Raw genomic sequence first — 15,402 nt, 5'->3', positions numbered from 1 at the left:
ACGGCGTGAGCTGTGGGACAATAACGCTGTGACTACCACCGATTATGCGCAGCTTCAGGCAGTGCGCGAACTCCTCACTCGCATCCCCCTCTCACTGGACGTCGACCCCGAAGAAACCGGCCTTCCTCGGGAGGGGCACGGCGGCGCTCGCGAGGCCGCCTCCGCAACGATAGACACAGCCTCCGCCCGGGCCCTAATCGCCTCCATGGCCCGGCAGCTTGACGATTACATCCTGCCCCGCAGCGCCAGCATGGACAGCCCGCTTACCATCGTGGTTGGCGGATCCACCGGCGCCGGCAAATCCACCCTGGTCAACACCCTGTTGGGCGAACCCCTCACCCAATCCGGCGCGATTCGACCCACCACCCGCCACCCCGTGCTGCTCTACCGCGCCGAAGACGAGGCCGCCCTGACCCCCGACCGTTTTCTGCCGACCCTGCCCCGCACCCGCGTGCAGAAGGGGGAGGGCCTGCCCGGTGCCGACCCGCTGGTTCCGCAGGCGCTCGTGCCCGTACCCACGGCGGCCCTGCCGCGCGGCATCGCGCTCATCGACGCGCCCGATATCGACTCGGTCTCCGAAGAAAACCGCACCCTGGCCAAGGAACTGCTTTCCGCCGCCGATCTGTGGCTCTTCGTCACCACCGCCAACCGCTACGCCGACGCCGTGCCCTGGGAACTGCTCCACGCGGCGGCCGCGCGCTCCATCGCAATCGCCGTGGTGCTCAACCGCGTTCCCGAAGGGGACGAAGAAGCCATCGAGACCGACCTGCGCCGCATGCTCCGCGAGGCCGGGATCGAGGCCGTGCTGATCCACAGCGTGACCGAGCAGCCGCGCGACGATCGAGGGCTTATCAACCCCATCAGCCTGGCCCCGCTCACCCTGTGGATTCGCGAGCTCGGGGCCGACGCGCCCGCCCGCGCCGCCATCGCCCGCACGACGCTTGCAGGAACCGTCGAGACGCTCGCCCGGAATCTGCGCACCCTCGCCCTCGAGCAGGAGGGGCAGCAGGCCTCCCATCGCGCCCTGGCCCAGGTCGCCTCCGAAGAGTACGAAAAGGCCCTGGCGGGTATCGACGCGGCGCTCTCGGACGGCTCGCTGCTGCGCGGCGAGGTGCTCTCTCGCTGGCACGACTTCGTGGGCACCGGCGACTTCTTCCGCTCCCTGGACAGCACCATCGGCCGCCTGCGCGACCGCGTGGGCTCGGCGCTGCGGGGCCAACCCGCCGCCGCGCAGAAGGTCGAGGACGCTCTCGAAAGCGGCATCTACGCCGTGGTCGTGGATGCGGCCTCCCGAGCCTCCGAAGGCACCCGCGCCCGCTGGCGTTCGACCCGTGCCGGCCGCTCCCTGCTGCACCGGCTGGACGCGGCCCCCGCCCCGACCGCCGGCGCCACGCCCGAGGAAGAGTTCTCGGCCGCCGTGGCCGCGGAAATCCGCCTCTGGCAGGCCTCGGTGCTCGACATGATTCGCGAGGAGGGCGCCGGCAAGCGCCAGCGCGCCCGATTCCTTTCGCTGAGCGTCAACGCCGTGGCCGTGCTCATGATGGTCGCCGCGTTCAGCCTCACGGGAGGTCTCACCGGCGTGGAGGTCGGCATCGCCGGCGGTAGCGGCGTGGTCGGCGCCAAGCTCCTCGAATCCATCTTCGGCGAGGACGCCGTGCGCCGCATGGCCACCCGGGCCCGCACCGACCTGCTCGAACGCATGGGTGCCCTGCTACGCGAGCACGGACGCCCCTTCACCGAATTGTTGGCGGAAACCGAACCCGAAGTGCCCGCCGAAACGGTCTGGGACGCGGCCCGCAGCGTGCAATCGCTTGCCGAGGCCATGACCGCCGAGAGCGCCTAGCCACAGGAACCACCTTTTCCCGGCAGCGGTTCTTAGCTCCCAGCCAAAACCCACCAGACCTTCCAGAAAGCCCACTATGACCACCCACAACCCCCGAGGTGACCGCCCGAACCCGCCGGCGGAACCCCAGGCTCCCCGGGCCGTCTCAACCTTTGCCCGGGCCGTCGCGAGCCTCAACGACGCGCTGGACTACGGCCGCGACCGCCTCCCCGAATCCGTGGTGCTCGAAGCCTCCGAGGCCCTCGAACGCCTGAGCCGCCGCCGCGAGCTCTCCACCGAGCACACCATCATCGGCTTCTTCGGCGCGACCGGCAGCGGCAAATCCACGCTCTTCAACGCCGTGGCGGGGTACCCCATCGCCCGCTCGGCGCCCACGCGCCCCACGACCTCCGCGGTGCAGGCCGCCGTCTGGGGCGCCGAGGACAGCGACGAACTGCTGGACTGGCTGGGCATCGAGAACCGCGTGTACCCCCAGAGCACGGAATTTATCCGGGACGTCGAGGGACAGACTCAGAACGCCGCGAGCGCGCAGTCCGCCCCCAACGCGGTGACCGAGCCGGCCCCGGGCCTCTTCAACCGCATCCGGCGCATGGTGGGCCGCGGCGAAACCCGCACCCGCACCGGCGGCCTAATTCTGCTGGACATGCCCGACTTCGATTCCGTCACCACCGCCAACCGCGAGATTGCCGCCCGCATGATGCGCTACGTGGATGTGCTCGTCTGGGTTGTCGACCCCCAGAAGTACGCCGATGCGGTGATTCACAGCGAGTTCATGGTGCCGCTGGCCGCCTCCGGCGCGCAGACCCTCTGCGTTCTCAACCAGGCCGATAAGCTTGAGCCCTCCGAGGTGCCCGCCGTGCTGGCCTCCCTGACGCACCTGATGCAGGCCGAAGGTACCGACCGGCACCTGCTGGCTCCGCCCCTGGCTGTCTCGGCCCGAACCGGTGAGGGAATGGACGCGCTCCGCGATCTGCTGGCTCAGGTGGCCGCCGCGAAGAGTGCCTCGCTGCAGAGCACGGACGCCCAGCTGCACGCCATCGCCAACGATTTGCGCGCCTACGCCGGGGGAGAGGGGACGGTCCTGGCCGGAACCTACGCGCTGAACGCCGAGCGGGAGCTGACGCAGGCCTGCTACGATGCGAGCCCCGCCGCCCAGGTTTTGGAGGCGGCCACCGAGTCGTACCGCCGTGCGGCCCGCACCCGCACCGGCTGGATCGCCACGCGCTGGGTGGGACGCCTGAAGGCCGACCCCCTGCGCCGCCTTCACCTCGGAACCGGTTCTGAGGGAAAGAACGGCACAAAGAGCGACGCGAAGGGCGGGCGCGAGAAGGGTGCCGGGGCCTCGAACCCCGGGATGCTGGGCGGGTACGCCCAGGATTCCGCGCCCGAGCTCGTGGCCCCTTCGCTGCCCCCGCTGAGCGCCGCGCAGAAGGCAAACACGGCCAACGCGGTGCGCCGCTACGGCTCGCGCATGGGACAGAACGTAGGCGAACCCTGGAAGCGCTCCCTCGGCGAGGCAGCCCTCTCGCGGGAGTCCGAGCTGCCGACCCTGATTGAGCGTGACATCGCGCGCATCGACTACACGCGCGGCCGCCAGCGTGCCCCGTGGGCGGTCTTCAACGTGTTGCAGTGGCTGGCTCTGCTCAGCGCCCTGGTGGGCGTGGCCTGGCTGACCCTCATCGCGGGGCTGGGCTATCTGCAGATTCAGCTGCCGCCGCCTCCTGCCCCCGAGGGGTTCCCGGTGCCCCTGCCGACCCAGCTCGTCATCCTGGGCGTGCTGCTGGGCATTGCCGCCGCCGGACTGGGGCGGCTACTGACGGCCTGGGGTGCCCGACGCTACGCTCGCCGCCTGCGCGTCCGCCTGAACGCTGGGGTCGAGGAGGCGGTCCGCTCCTGCGTCATCGAGCCCGTGCGGGCGGAGGCTCAGCGCCTGCAGGCCTACCGTTCGGCACTCGAGATCCGGCCCTAGCGGGATAGTCGGGACCTCTCAGGCCGGCGCCTATACCAGGGGGTGCTGACTCGGAGCCCAGCGCTGGCACCCACCAGCCCAGCCCCGGCGCGCGCCAGCCCGAATACGAATAGTCCCTCCCCGCCGGAAAATGTGGGGAGGGACTATTAGTCTGCACAATGCTGTTTCTGCGAGGTGCCGCTGAAACTAGCCGACCTCGTTGGGATCGGCGGGGGTTTCCGCCTCGCTGTCAACGTGTTCGTGCGAGGCCGAAAGCTCGCGCAGGCCCTCGGTGATGGCGTGCGCGGCCTTGAAGACCAGCTCGGGGTAGTTGCGGTTGGGCTGACGGGTCATGCGGTCGATCGGGCCCGAGATGGACACGGCCGCAATCACCTTGCCGCCGGGTGCGCGCACGGGGGCCGAAACCGAGGCGGTGCCGCGTTCGCGCTCGCCCACGGACTGTGCCCAGCCGATGCGGCGCACGGCCGCGAGCATGGCGGCGCTGAAGTGGGCGTCGCGCAGGCCCTCGACGATGCGGTTCTGGTCTTCCCACGCCAGCAGCACCTGTGCGGCGGAGCCGGCCTGCATGGACAGCTGGGTGCCCAGGGGGATGGACTCGTGCATGCCGGAGGGGCGGGGGGCGGTCGCGACGCATACGCGCCAATCGCCCTGACGGCGGTACAGCTGGGTGGACTCGTCGGCGTCGATGCTGAGCTGCTGCAGAATCGGGTTGGCCACGGTGGTGAGCTCGTCAGAAATCGTAGCGGAGGCCAGCTCGGTCAGGCGCGGGCCGAGCATGAAGCGGCCCTGCACGTCGCGGGCCACGAGGCGGTGGTGGGCCAGGGCCACGGCGAGGCGGTGCGCGGTGGGGCGTGCCAGGCCGGTGGCCTTGACGAGATCGCCCAGGGAGACGGGGCCGGCCTCGAGGCAGTCGAGGATGAGCGTGGCCTTGTCGAGCACACCCACGCCGGAGGAACCGTGGGAGTGTACCTCTACCACTTGCTCATCTGCGTTCATGTGCTCGGGCGGCTTGACGGGGTCGATGATCGGTGCGTTGTGTTGTGTGGATGCGTTGACGTGACGCATTCCGTGTGCGCTGAAACGTGATGCGGAAGGAGTCATTCCTTCATTCTATCTCAGAATATGAAAGATAACCCGGACTTTGTGGACTCATAGGTGTGCAGAGTCGAAGATTGAAGGACCGCCTTCGGTGTAAATTATGAATGTTTCATAATAAGTGTTTGTGTGGGTTTATCGTCGAAAATATGCGAAAATCCCCGCTCGATACCGGGAAAATTCGTGAATTTTTGATAGGTTCACGGATGAAGCCCACACAAAAACACGGGGTGTTCGGAGTGAGTTTCGGCCCGTCTCACGGGCTAAGAACTCATGAAAATTTATGCGACACGCCGTAGGAAAATACTGGTTTAACGGTAGTTGCGGGTACATAATCCGCTCCCCACCTGCCGTTCCGGAAGTCCGAGCCCAAAAGCCCGAACCGCCTCTCGGCCATCGCGCCCCACACCGCAGCAACGCATCACAGCAGGAGAAACTATGACTAGCGAACAGAACGCACACCCCGCGGACGCTCGTCCGCGCACCCTCGCCGAAAAGGTCTGGGACGCCCACGTTGTCGTCCCCGGCGAAAACGGCAAGCCCGACCTGCTCTACATCGACCTGCAGCTTCTGCACGAGGTGACCTCGCCCCAGGCCTTCGAGGGCCTGCGCATCGAGAACCGCCCCCTGCGCCGTCTCGACCTGACCATCGCCACCGAGGATCACAACACCCCCACCGACAACATCTTCGGCACCATCGCCGACCTGACCAGCCGCACCCAGATTGAGACCCTGCGCCGCAACGCCAAGGAATTTGGCGTGCGCATCCACTCCCTGGGCGACAAGGAACAGGGTATTGTGCACGTGGTCGGCCCGCAGCTCGGCCTGACCATGCCCGGCATGACCATCGTCTGCGGTGACTCCCACACCTCCACCCACGGTGCGTTCGGCGCTCTCGCGTTCGGTATCGGCACCTCCGAGGTGGAACACGTCATGGCCACCCAGACCCTGCCCCTGGCACGCTTCAAGACCATGGCCATCAACGTTGAAGGCACCCTCAAGCCCGGCGTGACCGCTAAGGACATCATCCTCGCCGTCATCGCGCAGATCGGCACCGGCGGCGGCCAGGGCTACGTGCTCGAGTACCGCGGTTCCGCCATCCGCTCCCTCTCCATGGAGGGCCGCATGACCATGTGCAACATGTCCATCGAGGCGGGTGCACGCGCCGGTATGGTCGCCCCCGACGAGACCACCTTCGAGTACATCAAGGGCCGCCCGCACGCCCCCAAGGGTGAAGAGTGGGACAAGGCCGTGGAGTACTGGAAGACCCTGCCCACCGACGAGGGTGCCGTCTTCGACAAGGAAATCTTCATCAACGCCGACGAGCTCGAGCCCTTTGTTACCTGGGGCACCAACCCCGGCCAGGGCGTGCCGCTGAGCCAGTCCGTGCCGTCCCCCGACGACTTTGAAGACGAGAACGACAAGGTTGCCGCAACCCGCGCCCTCGAGTACATGGGCCTGGAGGCGGGTACCCCCATGAAGGAAATCCCCGTGGACGTCGTCTTCCTGGGTTCCTGCACCAACTCCCGCATCGAGGACCTGCGCGCCGCGGCCGACATCGTGCGCGGCCGCACCATCGCCGAAAACGTGCGCATGATGGTCGTGCCCGGCTCCCAGAAGGTGCGCGCACAGGCCGAAGAAGAGGGCCTGGACAAGGTCTTCAAGGACTTCGGCGCCGATTGGCGATTCGCCGGCTGCTCCATGTGCCTGGGCATGAACCCCGACCAGCTGGCCCCCGGCGAGCGCTGCGCCTCCACCTCGAACCGTAACTTTGAAGGACGCCAGGGCAAGGGTGGCCGCACCCACCTGGTCTCCCCGGTGGTTGCCGCCGCAACTGCCGTGCGCGGTACCCTGTCCGCACCGTCCGACGTTCTGGCGTAATACGCCACCGACGCTATAAAGGAGAGCCATTATGGAACCCATTATTAAGCACACCGGTATCGGCGTACCGCTGCGTTCTTCGAATGTTGATACCGACCAGATTATCCCCGCGGTCTACCTCAAGCGCGTGACCAAGACCGGCTTCGACGACGCGCTCTTCGCCAACTGGCGCAAGGACCCCGAGTTCATCCTGAACCAGGAGCCCTACAAGCACGGTAGCGTTCTGGTGGCCGGCCCCGACTTCGGCACCGGTTCCTCGCGTGAGCACGCCGTGTGGGCGCTGCGCGACTACGGTTTCAAGGTCGTTATCTCCGCTCGCTTTGCCGATATTTTCCGCGGTAACTCGGGCAAGCAGGGCCTGGTGACCGCCCAGGTCGCCCAGGATGACATCGAGCTGATTTGGAAGGCCCTGGAGCACGAGCCCGGCACCGAAATCACGGTCGACCTGGAGTCGAAGACCGTGACCGTGGGTGCGCTGGTCGTTCCCTTCGAGATTGACGACTACGTGCGCTGGCGCCTCATGGAGGGCCTGGACGACATCGGCCTGACCCTGCAGAACATTGACGCCATCGAGGCGTACGAGGCGAAGCGCCCCTCCTGGATGCCGCGCACTCAGGAGCTCTAAACGCCTTCACCTCGCTGCCGCGAGAGTACCGAATAGCTAAAAGCTCGGGGTGGTCACCGAAAAGGTGACCGCCCCGAGCTTTTGTCATGCGCGTGGAATACCGCGGAATAGCGTTAGGCGGCCTCTCCCGTGATGGGGGAAGCGAGGGATGCGTTCTCCGAGCAGGTGTACAGCTGCACCGAGCCGGGGGAGCGCACGCCCACCTGCGAGTTCGCGTTCTTTGCGGTGGACAGGCTGAAGTCGCTCACCAGCTCGTGGTTGATGTAGCTGCCGCCCGCGCCGCCGCCGCTGCTCATCGCGGTGACGGAGGTGATGCTGCCTCCCTCGCTGAACTGCACCTGGCGGCCGAAGACGTCGTCAAAGTAGGTGGCGGCCGTCCAGATGTTCAGAGCCGCGCCGCCGCCGCCGTATCCAGCGCCGCCACCCGAGGCGATGCTGGTCAGGCTGAACCTATCCTGATCGTGGGCGATGAGGGCACCAGAGCCGCCTCGACCCTTGTACCCGGAGGTAGCCTCGGAGCCTCCGGTGCCTTTGACGCCGGTGACCACGGAGTCGCCGTCGTAGCTGTAGTAGGGCGGGAAATCGACGTTCTCAAACCAGGGGGTCTTCATGTCCTTGAGCGTCAGCTGACGATCGGCGCCGAGTACGCCGATGAGGGCCTCTCCGGTCGTGCCGGGTACGCCCGCGCGGCCCGGGGTGCCTCCGGTGACGCTGATGCGCAGGTCCATGTCTTCGTCCCAGGTGGTGACGGGGTGGAGAATCTGGTAGGGTCTCGCCATGAGCATGCCGCCCTGGCCGTCGTTATCCTGGCTCGCGTCGGCCCCGGCGTTGCCGCCGCCGATAGCGGTGCCGGCACCATCTGCGGCAATGCGCATGGCCGGGTTGAGCTGGTCATCGGGGGCTTCCGAAAAGACCGCGAAGTGGCTTGCGAGGGTCGCGAACTGCGCGCCGCCTCCGCCAGCGCCGGCCACGGCTACCACGGTGACGGTGCCGTTGCGGACCAGCTCGATAGCGGAGGAGCCGCCGCCGGAGGCTCCGTAGACGATGCCGGAGGTGCTTTCGGGGGTCTGCGCCTGGCCGATTTGCGTGCTGGAGCCGGTGGAGTCGCCGCCCGCCGCGTAACCGCCGCCGCCGAGTGCGGGGCGGGTGCCGGATGCGGCACCGACGCCGCCGTTGCCGGCCCAGACGCGCAGGATATCGCCCTCCGAGACCTTCAGGATGCCGCTGAGCTGGGCACCCGCGCCTCCGCCGATGAGGTAGGAGTTAGTCTCTTCGGCAAGGTACGAGGGGGTAAAGGAGGAGGTGGCTCCGCCTGCGCCGCCAATCAGATCGAAACGCACGCGGCCGGTGCCCTGCGGAACGATCCATTCGCTGTAGGCCCCCTTCACGTCGTCGTAGCCGGTGGCAGCGGGCTTGAGGGAGAGGGCGGGGATGCAGGCCTCGACGCTAGCTGCCCACGCCGGGATGGCGGAGCTTGCGAGAATGACGGGGGTGCTCCAGGCAGCTCCCCGAACGAGGTTGCGGCGCGACATCTTCGGCGATGCTACGGCTCGGGTGCCGGTGGTTCGGGAATCGGTGTGATGTGCGGTGTTTTGTGATGCGTGATTGTATTTCATGGGGTTCTTTCGGTGTAGCGCGCAGGTGCAGCTGCGCACGTTATTGTAGGGGTGAAACGCGAGTAAGGTTCAAGTTCCGGGTTATGTTCAGGGTTTTCGACGATATATTTAGCCCCAATCCCGTATTTATTTGCAATGTAATGAATTTTCAGGTATGTTGACTTATTTTTCCAAGCGTTTTCTCAAGTATTTTTCGGGGCGAGGTCTTGACCGCACCCAGGTACCTCAGAAACGTCAAGCGTCGAATCCGCGAGGTGGTATCCGTGCCGCCAAGCACCACAATCTGTCTGGCGGGGCGGGGGAGCGAGGCAGGCGTAGCGCCGCGTATCAGAGGTGCACTCTCCGCATAGTGGGCCCACTACGGGGGAACGTCCTTCCTTGTTTGGAGCACCTTTACACTGGGGCTTAGAATAATGATGAATATATGCGCCCGTTTCACCTTCGCGCTCGAAGGCACGGCACGTACACAACGCTGGCGCAGTTACACACGGTTTTCCGGTTCGGGTCGCACCGACCGACGCTCCAAAGGATTTTTAATGACTGAGAACATCAGCAAGCTTCGCATCGAAGGTGGCACCCCGCTCGTCGGTGAGGTTCACGTACGCGGCGCCAAGAACCTGGTGCCCAAGGCGATGGTCGCAGCACTACACGGTTCGACCCCCTCGACCCTGCGCAACGTCCCCGACCTGAGCGACGTGGAGATCGTTACCACCCTGGTCGAACTGCACGGTGCGAAGGTTGACTATGATCCCGAGTCCGGTGTTCTCACCCTCAACCCCGCCCAGGACGCGACCACCGCGGCCAAGAACGCGGAGGAGATTCAGCTCTTCGGCGGTAACTCGCGTATTCCGATTCTGATGGTGGGCCCGCTGCTGCATACCCTGGGCACCGCGCGCATCCCCAACCTGGGCGGCTGCAAGATCGGTGACCGCCCCATCGACTACCACATGGCCGCGCTGCGTAAGTTCGGCGCCGTCGTCGAGAAGGACGACGAGACCGGCACCACCCTGATCGTGCCCGAAGAGGGTCTGAAGGGCGCCGAGATCGTGCTGAACTACCCCTCCGTAGGCGCTACCGAGCAGGTTCTGCTCACCGGCGTGCGCGCCAAGGGCAAGACCGTTCTGCGCAACGCCGCGATTGAGCCCGAGATTATTGACCTCATCGCCGTGCTGCAGAAGATGGGCGCCATCATCTTCATCAACGAGGACCGCACCATCGTCATCGAGGGCGTGGACGAGCTGACCGGCTACGACCACACCTCCCTGCCCGACCGCAACGAGTCCGCTTCCTGGGCCTCCGCGGCCCTGGCCACCGGCGGCGACATCTTCGTGCGCGGCGCGGCTCAGAAGGACATGACCGCGTTCCTGAACCAGTTCCGCAAGATGGGCGGCCTGTACGAGGTGACCAACGAGGGCATCCGCTTCACCCACCCCGCCCGTCGCACCCCCGGCGCAGAGCTCAAGCCCATCGTCTTTGAAACCAACGTGCACCCCGGCTTCATGACTGACTGGCAGCAGCCGCTCGTCGTGGCGCTGACCCAGGCTAAGGGTGCCTCCATCGTGCACGAGACCGTGTACGAGGAGCGCTTCGGCTTTACCAACGCCCTCAAGCAGATGGGCGCCGACATTGTGGTGATGCGCGATTGCGTGGGCGGCGCACCCTGCCGTTTCGAGGGTAAGGGCTACGGCCACTCCGCCATCATCTCCGGCCCCACCCCGCTGACCGGTGCCGACATCGAGGTTCCCGACCTGCGCGGCGGCTTCTCCCACATCATCGCGGCGCTGACCGCCAAGGGTACCTCTCACGTGAGCGGTGTTGAGCTGATTGCCCGCGGCTACGAGAACTTTGAGCAGAAGCTCAAGAACCTGGGCGCAAACTTTGAGGTACTCAAGCGCAAGGCTTCCAAGGCCCCCAAGCCGGACGCCGCCATCGTCGTGGTGGAGCCCGAGGAAGTTGAGGTCCAGGGCTAATGAGCGGGCAGAAGGGAAAGAAGGCACTGCCGGAAATTGAACCCACCGCCTACGGCGATGCGCTCTACAAGGTGCTCGGTAACGCAGCGCGCGGGGTGTACAAGCTCATCGCGCGCGTCGAAATTACCGGCCGCGAGAACCTGCCGAAGAATGGCGGGTACATCATCGTTGCCAACCACACGACCGAGCTCGACCCGGTCACCGTGGCTTTCCCCGCGTTCGTCAACGGAGCCCTGCCGCGCTTCTTGGCGAAGGACTCGCTCTTCCGCGCTCCCGTGCTCGGCTACATCATGCGCAAGCTCGCGCACATCCCCGTGGTGCGCGGCTCGGTGGATGCCCGCAAGTCACTGATTACCGCTCGCAAGGTCGTGGAGGCCGGCGGCGCCGTCGTGATTTTCCCCGAGGGTACCACCACCCATGACCCGCAGCTGTGGCCCATGCAGGCCCGCACCGGCGCGGCTCGTCTGGCCCTGTCCACCGGCGCGCCCGTCTACCCGGTGGCGCACTGGGGCGACGAACAGATTCTCGGCTATGTGGATGAGCCCGGCGAGGACGGTCGCGTGAAGGAAAAGCGCAAGGTTTCGCTCTTCCCCCGCAAGACCGTGCAAGTAAAGGTCGGACCGGCCCTCGACATCGCCTCCCTCGTGGCCGACCCCAGCCCGGAGGCGAAGCACACCCGCACCGAGCTGGGCGTGGTCACCGACGCGATGCTGGACGCCATCACCGCCGAACTCGAGGAAATCCGCGGAGAGAAGGCCCCCGAGGGACGCTGGAACCCGCGCACCAAGCGCCGCGAAGCCCCCGGCACCCCCTCGGGTCCTGTCGGCGGCGCCCTCGGCGAACCGGACGCGAAGTAGACCTTCGCCCCGGCTGCCCGCGCGATTCCGGCTCGCACCCTCCCCCTACCAGCCACACCAATGCCCGCACCCCGCATCCGTGGGGAAGCGCGAGAGAGACAGGTTCCCATGAGCTTCTTTGGACGAACCCCGGCACCGAGCCCCGAGTTCACCCTCTCACCCACCGTGGAATCCATTGCGATTCTCGGCGCGGGTAGCTGGGGCACGGCCTTCGCCAAGATCGCGGCGGACGCCGCTCGCGAGCGCGGCGACGACACCCGCGTGACCCTCATCGGTCGCGACGAGCAGGCCATGGCCGAGTGCGAACGCACCCGCGAGAACTCCCGCTACTTCCCGGGCATTAAGCTCCCCGACAACCTGCACTTCACCGCGGACGCGCCCTCGGCGCTGACCGGGGCGGACCTGGTGGTCCTGGCTCTGCCGGCACAGGTTTTGCGCTCGCAGTTGCAGAACTACGCCCGCTTCATCGAACCGGATGCGTTGCTGGTCTCCCTGGCCAAGGGCCTGGAAACCGGCACAGGTCTGCGCATGTCGCAGGTCATTACCGAGGAGCTGGAGGAGGCCCTCGCGATGCGCGGCGCGGATGTGCGCGCGATCGGCCACATTCCGCACCGCGTGTGCGTGCTCTCGGGACCGAACCTGGCGACCGAGATTATGGGGGAGGAGCCCACGGCCTCCGTCGTGGCGGCCCGCACCCTGCCCGTGGCCGAGGCCGTAGCCCGGGCCATTGCCTGCGGCTACTTCCGCCCCTACACCAACACGGACGTGGTCGGCACCGAAATCGGCGGCCTGGTCAAGAACGTGATTGCCCTCTGCGTGGGTATCTGCGAGGGCCGCAACTACGGCGATAATTCGAAGGCCTCCATCATGACGCGCGGCCTGGCGGAGATTACCCGCCTGGCGGTGGCGCTGGGTGGCGAGGCCTCGACCATGAGCGGACTGGCCGGCATGGGCGACCTGATTGCGACCTGCTCTTCGCCGCTGTCTCGTAACCACACGGCCGGCCGCCTGCTGGCCGAGGGTGTTGCCCCCGACCGCCTGCACGAGCACATGAGTCAGACGGCCGAGTCGATTAAGTCGGCTCCCGTGGTGGCCGAGCTGGCTCGCCGCCACGGCGTGGAAATGCCTATCGTGGAGGCCGTGGTGGCGGTGCTTTCGGGCCGCATCAGCATTGAGGACCTCGCCCCGAAGCTGCTGGGCCGCCGCCTCAAGCACGAGGGGCACTAGGGTTAAAGCTTTCTGATGTGCTGGCACCCCTTGATTCGGGTTGTGTGCCAGGACATACTAGAAGAAGATTGAATGTAAACATCCAAGGACGGATACCGTTGCGGAAAACCGGTGCGTGAGGAACGCATCAGTGACCGCGACGGTATTCGTGCGTTAGGATTATTGATGCATTGCCGTTCCACCTTCCGGACCTAATGGTAGGGGAACATTGACTAGGAGAAACACATGACCGAGAAGAAGACCGTCGCCCTGCTGTGCGGTGGCCGCTCCTCCGAGCACCCCATTTCGCTCATCACCGCCGCCGGCGTGCTGGGCGCTATTGACCGCACCGCCTACGACGTCATCACTATCGGTATTACCCGTGACGGCCGCTGGTACCTGACCGACGAGCAGCAGCTTGCCGAGCTGACCGCCGGCACTCGCGGTACCGCAGAGTTCCCCGAGGGTACCCAGCAGGTGTTCCTGCCGATGGGCGCCGGCGATTCCCGCCTGACCCTGGTGGATGCTGAGGGTAACGTTACCCGCACCGCACCGGTGGACGTTGTGTTCCCGCTGCTGCACGGCCCCTTCGGTGAGGACGGCACCGTGCAGGGTCTGCTGGAGATGGCCGACCTGCACTACGTGGGTTGCGGAGTGACCGCCTCAGCCGTGGGCATGGATAAGCACTTCATGAAGGTTGCTTTCGAGTCCGCCGGCCTGGAGGTCGGCCCCTACGAGGTTGTCACCAACCGCCAGTGGGAGCACGAGGACCGCAAGCAGATTCTGGAGCGCGTGCTGAAGCTGGGCTTCCCCATGTTCGTGAAGCCGACCCGCGCAGGTTCTTCCTTCGGCATCACCAAGGTGGATTCGGTGGAGGAGCTCGTGCCCGCCATCGAGGAGGCTCGCCGCCACGACCCGAAGATCATCATTGAGGCGGGTATTGTGGGCCGCGAGATTGAGTGCGCCGTGCTGGACGGCCACCACGGCGAGATGCCCCGCGCATCCTACCCCGGCGAGATCGAGGTTGTGGACCAGGACCACGGCTTCTACGATTTCGAGGCGAAGTACGTTTCTGAGTCCTCCGCTGTGACCGTGTGCCCTGCGAACCTGCCGCAGGATGTGCAGGATCGTCTGCGTGAGCTGGCTGTGAAGGCGTTCCTGGCGCTGGATGGCGAGGGCCTGTCTCGTGCGGACTTCTTCTACACCGAGGACGGCCGCCTGGTCATCAACGAGGTGAACACCATGCCCGGCTTCACCCCGATTTCGATGTACAAGACCATGTGGGAGAACACCGGTATTTCCTACACTGACCTGATTAGCGAGCTGCTGACCCTGGCGATGGAACGCCCCCTGGGTCTGCGCTAGTTTCTGCATTAGCCGGGGCACCGTATTCTGTCTTCCGTACGGTGCCCCGGCTTGTGTGCGCTCTCTCGGAGCCATCGCGCCCCACCGGCCGAGCCGCAGGGGGATTCTCAAGAATATATGAGAGACATTCTAATTTCTCTGGTGTGAAAAATCACTTGACGGTTATACTTTTAGGATGCCTTTGCGATTTATCGAGTAAAAGTGCATACCGATTAGGGGTAACGCAAATTTTCTCGCAAGTGAATGTAGCGCCCGCAAAGGGTAATAAACCCGGATAAGCGGTCGTAAAAATTCATGACAAGCCCCGAAGACATACCCAAAGCGATAAGATAGACAGGAAAGAATCCGCTAATTCGGTAGAATAACTGATGGTGTTCCGTCGCTCACTGATGGGATACCTATTCACTCACGAAATATCAGAAAGTCAAGGACAACCTTTTGGGAAAACGAAACCGTAAGGTGGTCTCTGCGAGTCTGGCGACAGCACTGGTTGCTTCCGGAAGCCCCTTTGTAGCCTCGTTTGCGCAGGATATACAGGATGCCGCCCAGGTACCGGTGCACCCCGAAAACGCTGCAGACCAAACCCTAGACCCCGCCGTTGACGAACATTCGCAGACTACAGTTCCTACCCTAGCTACGGTGAGTGCATGGCCTACCACTGAAGCTACTTCCTCCGCGACGGCCGATGCTGAGGCATCCCCTCGCGCTACTTCTGATGCCCAGCCGACCCCGTCCGAGAGTGCTGAGCCGACCAAGGAGGCCGCTCCGGCACCTTCTGAGAGTGCGGACCCCACCCCCGAGCCTTCTAAGAGCGCCGAGCCGACCCCGGAACCGTCGAAGACTGCTGAGCCCACCCCCGAGCCTTCGAAGAGTGCCGAGCCGACTCCGGAACCGTCGAAGACTGCCGAGCCCACCCCCGAGCCGTCGAAAACTGCTGAGCCCACTCCGGAGCCGTCGAAGAGCGCCGAGCCGACC

10 protein-coding genes and 1 pseudogene are annotated in these 15,402 nt (G+C 65.5%); 9 read left to right on the top strand and 2 right to left on the bottom strand.

Annotated features, from left to right (window positions below):
* Positions 1 to 28: 28 nt before the first annotated feature.
* Together HMPREF2674_RS07035 and HMPREF2674_RS07030 are read left to right on the top strand one after the other, a co-directional pair.
* Positions 29 to 1,843: a GTPase gene (locus HMPREF2674_RS07035; RefSeq protein ID WP_070825266.1), complete on the top strand. Its 1,815-nt coding sequence runs from the start codon at positions 29 to 31 to the stop codon at positions 1,841 to 1,843.
* Positions 1,844 to 1,919: 76 nt separating this feature from the next.
* Complete coding sequence (locus tag HMPREF2674_RS07030) at positions 1,920 to 3,812, top strand: GTPase (RefSeq protein ID WP_070483937.1); 1,893 nt, start codon at positions 1,920 to 1,922, stop codon at positions 3,810 to 3,812.
* A 186-nt stretch (positions 3,813 to 3,998) separates the two neighbouring features.
* Here HMPREF2674_RS07030 and HMPREF2674_RS07025 read toward each other — a convergent pair whose 3' ends face one another.
* Positions 3,999 to 4,808: an IclR family transcriptional regulator gene (locus HMPREF2674_RS07025; protein WP_168165823.1), complete on the bottom strand. Its 810-nt coding sequence runs from the start codon at positions 4,806 to 4,808 to the stop codon at positions 3,999 to 4,001.
* 537 nt (positions 4,809 to 5,345) lie between these two features.
* Between HMPREF2674_RS07025 and leuC the strand changes: the two genes are divergently transcribed.
* Both leuC and leuD read left to right on the top strand, forming a co-directional pair.
* On the top strand, positions 5,346 to 6,788 hold the full coding sequence (gene leuC / locus HMPREF2674_RS07020; RefSeq protein WP_070649299.1) for a 3-isopropylmalate dehydratase large subunit: 1,443 nt from the start codon (positions 5,346 to 5,348) through the stop codon (positions 6,786 to 6,788).
* 31 nt (positions 6,789 to 6,819) lie between these two features.
* Entirely contained in the window at positions 6,820 to 7,413 is a 594-nt protein-coding gene (gene leuD / locus HMPREF2674_RS07015) for a 3-isopropylmalate dehydratase small subunit (protein WP_049333154.1), read from the top strand.
* A 113-nt stretch (positions 7,414 to 7,526) separates the two neighbouring features.
* On the opposite strand, the gene HMPREF2674_RS07010 is transcribed toward leuD, so the two are convergent.
* Entirely contained in the window at positions 7,527 to 9,029 is a 1,503-nt protein-coding gene (locus tag HMPREF2674_RS07010; RefSeq protein ID WP_246826195.1) for a transcriptional initiation protein Tat, read from the bottom strand.
* Positions 9,030 to 9,565: 536 nt separating this feature from the next.
* Here HMPREF2674_RS07010 and murA point away from each other — a divergent pair.
* From murA to HMPREF2674_RS09415, 5 genes and pseudogenes are all read left to right on the top strand, one after another.
* The gene (murA, locus tag HMPREF2674_RS07005; protein ID WP_049333152.1) at positions 9,566 to 10,999 is read left to right on the top strand and encodes a UDP-N-acetylglucosamine 1-carboxyvinyltransferase; all 1,434 of its coding nucleotides are present in this window, start codon (positions 9,566 to 9,568) and stop codon (positions 10,997 to 10,999) included.
* Positions 10,999 to 11,856 carry a lysophospholipid acyltransferase family protein gene (locus tag HMPREF2674_RS07000; protein WP_070825265.1) on the top strand — a complete coding sequence of 286 codons (858 nt, stop codon included), beginning with the start codon at positions 10,999 to 11,001 and terminating at the stop codon, positions 11,854 to 11,856. Before murA ends, HMPREF2674_RS07000 begins: the two co-directional genes overlap by 1 nt.
* Before the next feature lie 108 nt (positions 11,857 to 11,964).
* Positions 11,965 to 13,083, top strand: a complete 1,119-nt coding sequence (locus tag HMPREF2674_RS06995) for an NAD(P)H-dependent glycerol-3-phosphate dehydrogenase (RefSeq protein ID WP_070682253.1) — start codon at positions 11,965 to 11,967, stop codon at positions 13,081 to 13,083.
* Between the two features lie 225 nt (positions 13,084 to 13,308).
* Positions 13,309 to 14,427 carry a D-alanine--D-alanine ligase family protein gene (locus HMPREF2674_RS06990; RefSeq protein ID WP_070825264.1) on the top strand — a complete coding sequence of 373 codons (1,119 nt, stop codon included), beginning with the start codon at positions 13,309 to 13,311 and terminating at the stop codon, positions 14,425 to 14,427.
* Positions 14,428 to 14,886: 459 nt separating this feature from the next.
* A pseudogene (locus HMPREF2674_RS09415) lies at positions 14,887 to 15,402 on the top strand (hypothetical protein); the annotation flags it as partial.

It is taken from the genome of Rothia sp. HMSC062F03 (assembly GCF_001836905.1).
In the GTDB taxonomy this organism is placed as follows: Bacteria; Actinomycetota; Actinomycetes; order Actinomycetales; family Micrococcaceae; genus Rothia; species Rothia mucilaginosa_A.
Note: the sequence above shows the minus strand (reverse complement) of the source record. Positions and strands in the feature narration are given on the sequence as shown.

Coding starts and splice junctions, on each gene's coding strand:
- HMPREF2674_RS07025 (WP_168165823.1), bottom strand. CDS start 4,808: ATGAACGCAGATGAGCAAGTGGTAGAGGTACACTCCCACGGTTCCTCC.
- HMPREF2674_RS07030 (WP_070483937.1), top strand. CDS start 1,920: ATGACCACCCACAACCCCCGAGGTGACCGCCCGAACCCGCCGGCGGAA.
- leuC (WP_070649299.1), top strand. CDS start 5,346: ATGACTAGCGAACAGAACGCACACCCCGCGGACGCTCGTCCGCGCACC.
- HMPREF2674_RS06995 (WP_070682253.1), top strand. CDS start 11,965: ATGAGCTTCTTTGGACGAACCCCGGCACCGAGCCCCGAGTTCACCCTC.
- murA (WP_049333152.1), top strand. CDS start 9,566: ATGACTGAGAACATCAGCAAGCTTCGCATCGAAGGTGGCACCCCGCTC.
- HMPREF2674_RS06990 (WP_070825264.1), top strand. CDS start 13,309: ATGACCGAGAAGAAGACCGTCGCCCTGCTGTGCGGTGGCCGCTCCTCC.
- HMPREF2674_RS07010 (WP_246826195.1), bottom strand. CDS start 9,029: ATGAAATACAATCACGCATCACAAAACACCGCACATCACACCGATTCC.
- HMPREF2674_RS07000 (WP_070825265.1), top strand. CDS start 10,999: ATGAGCGGGCAGAAGGGAAAGAAGGCACTGCCGGAAATTGAACCCACC.
- leuD (WP_049333154.1), top strand. CDS start 6,820: ATGGAACCCATTATTAAGCACACCGGTATCGGCGTACCGCTGCGTTCT.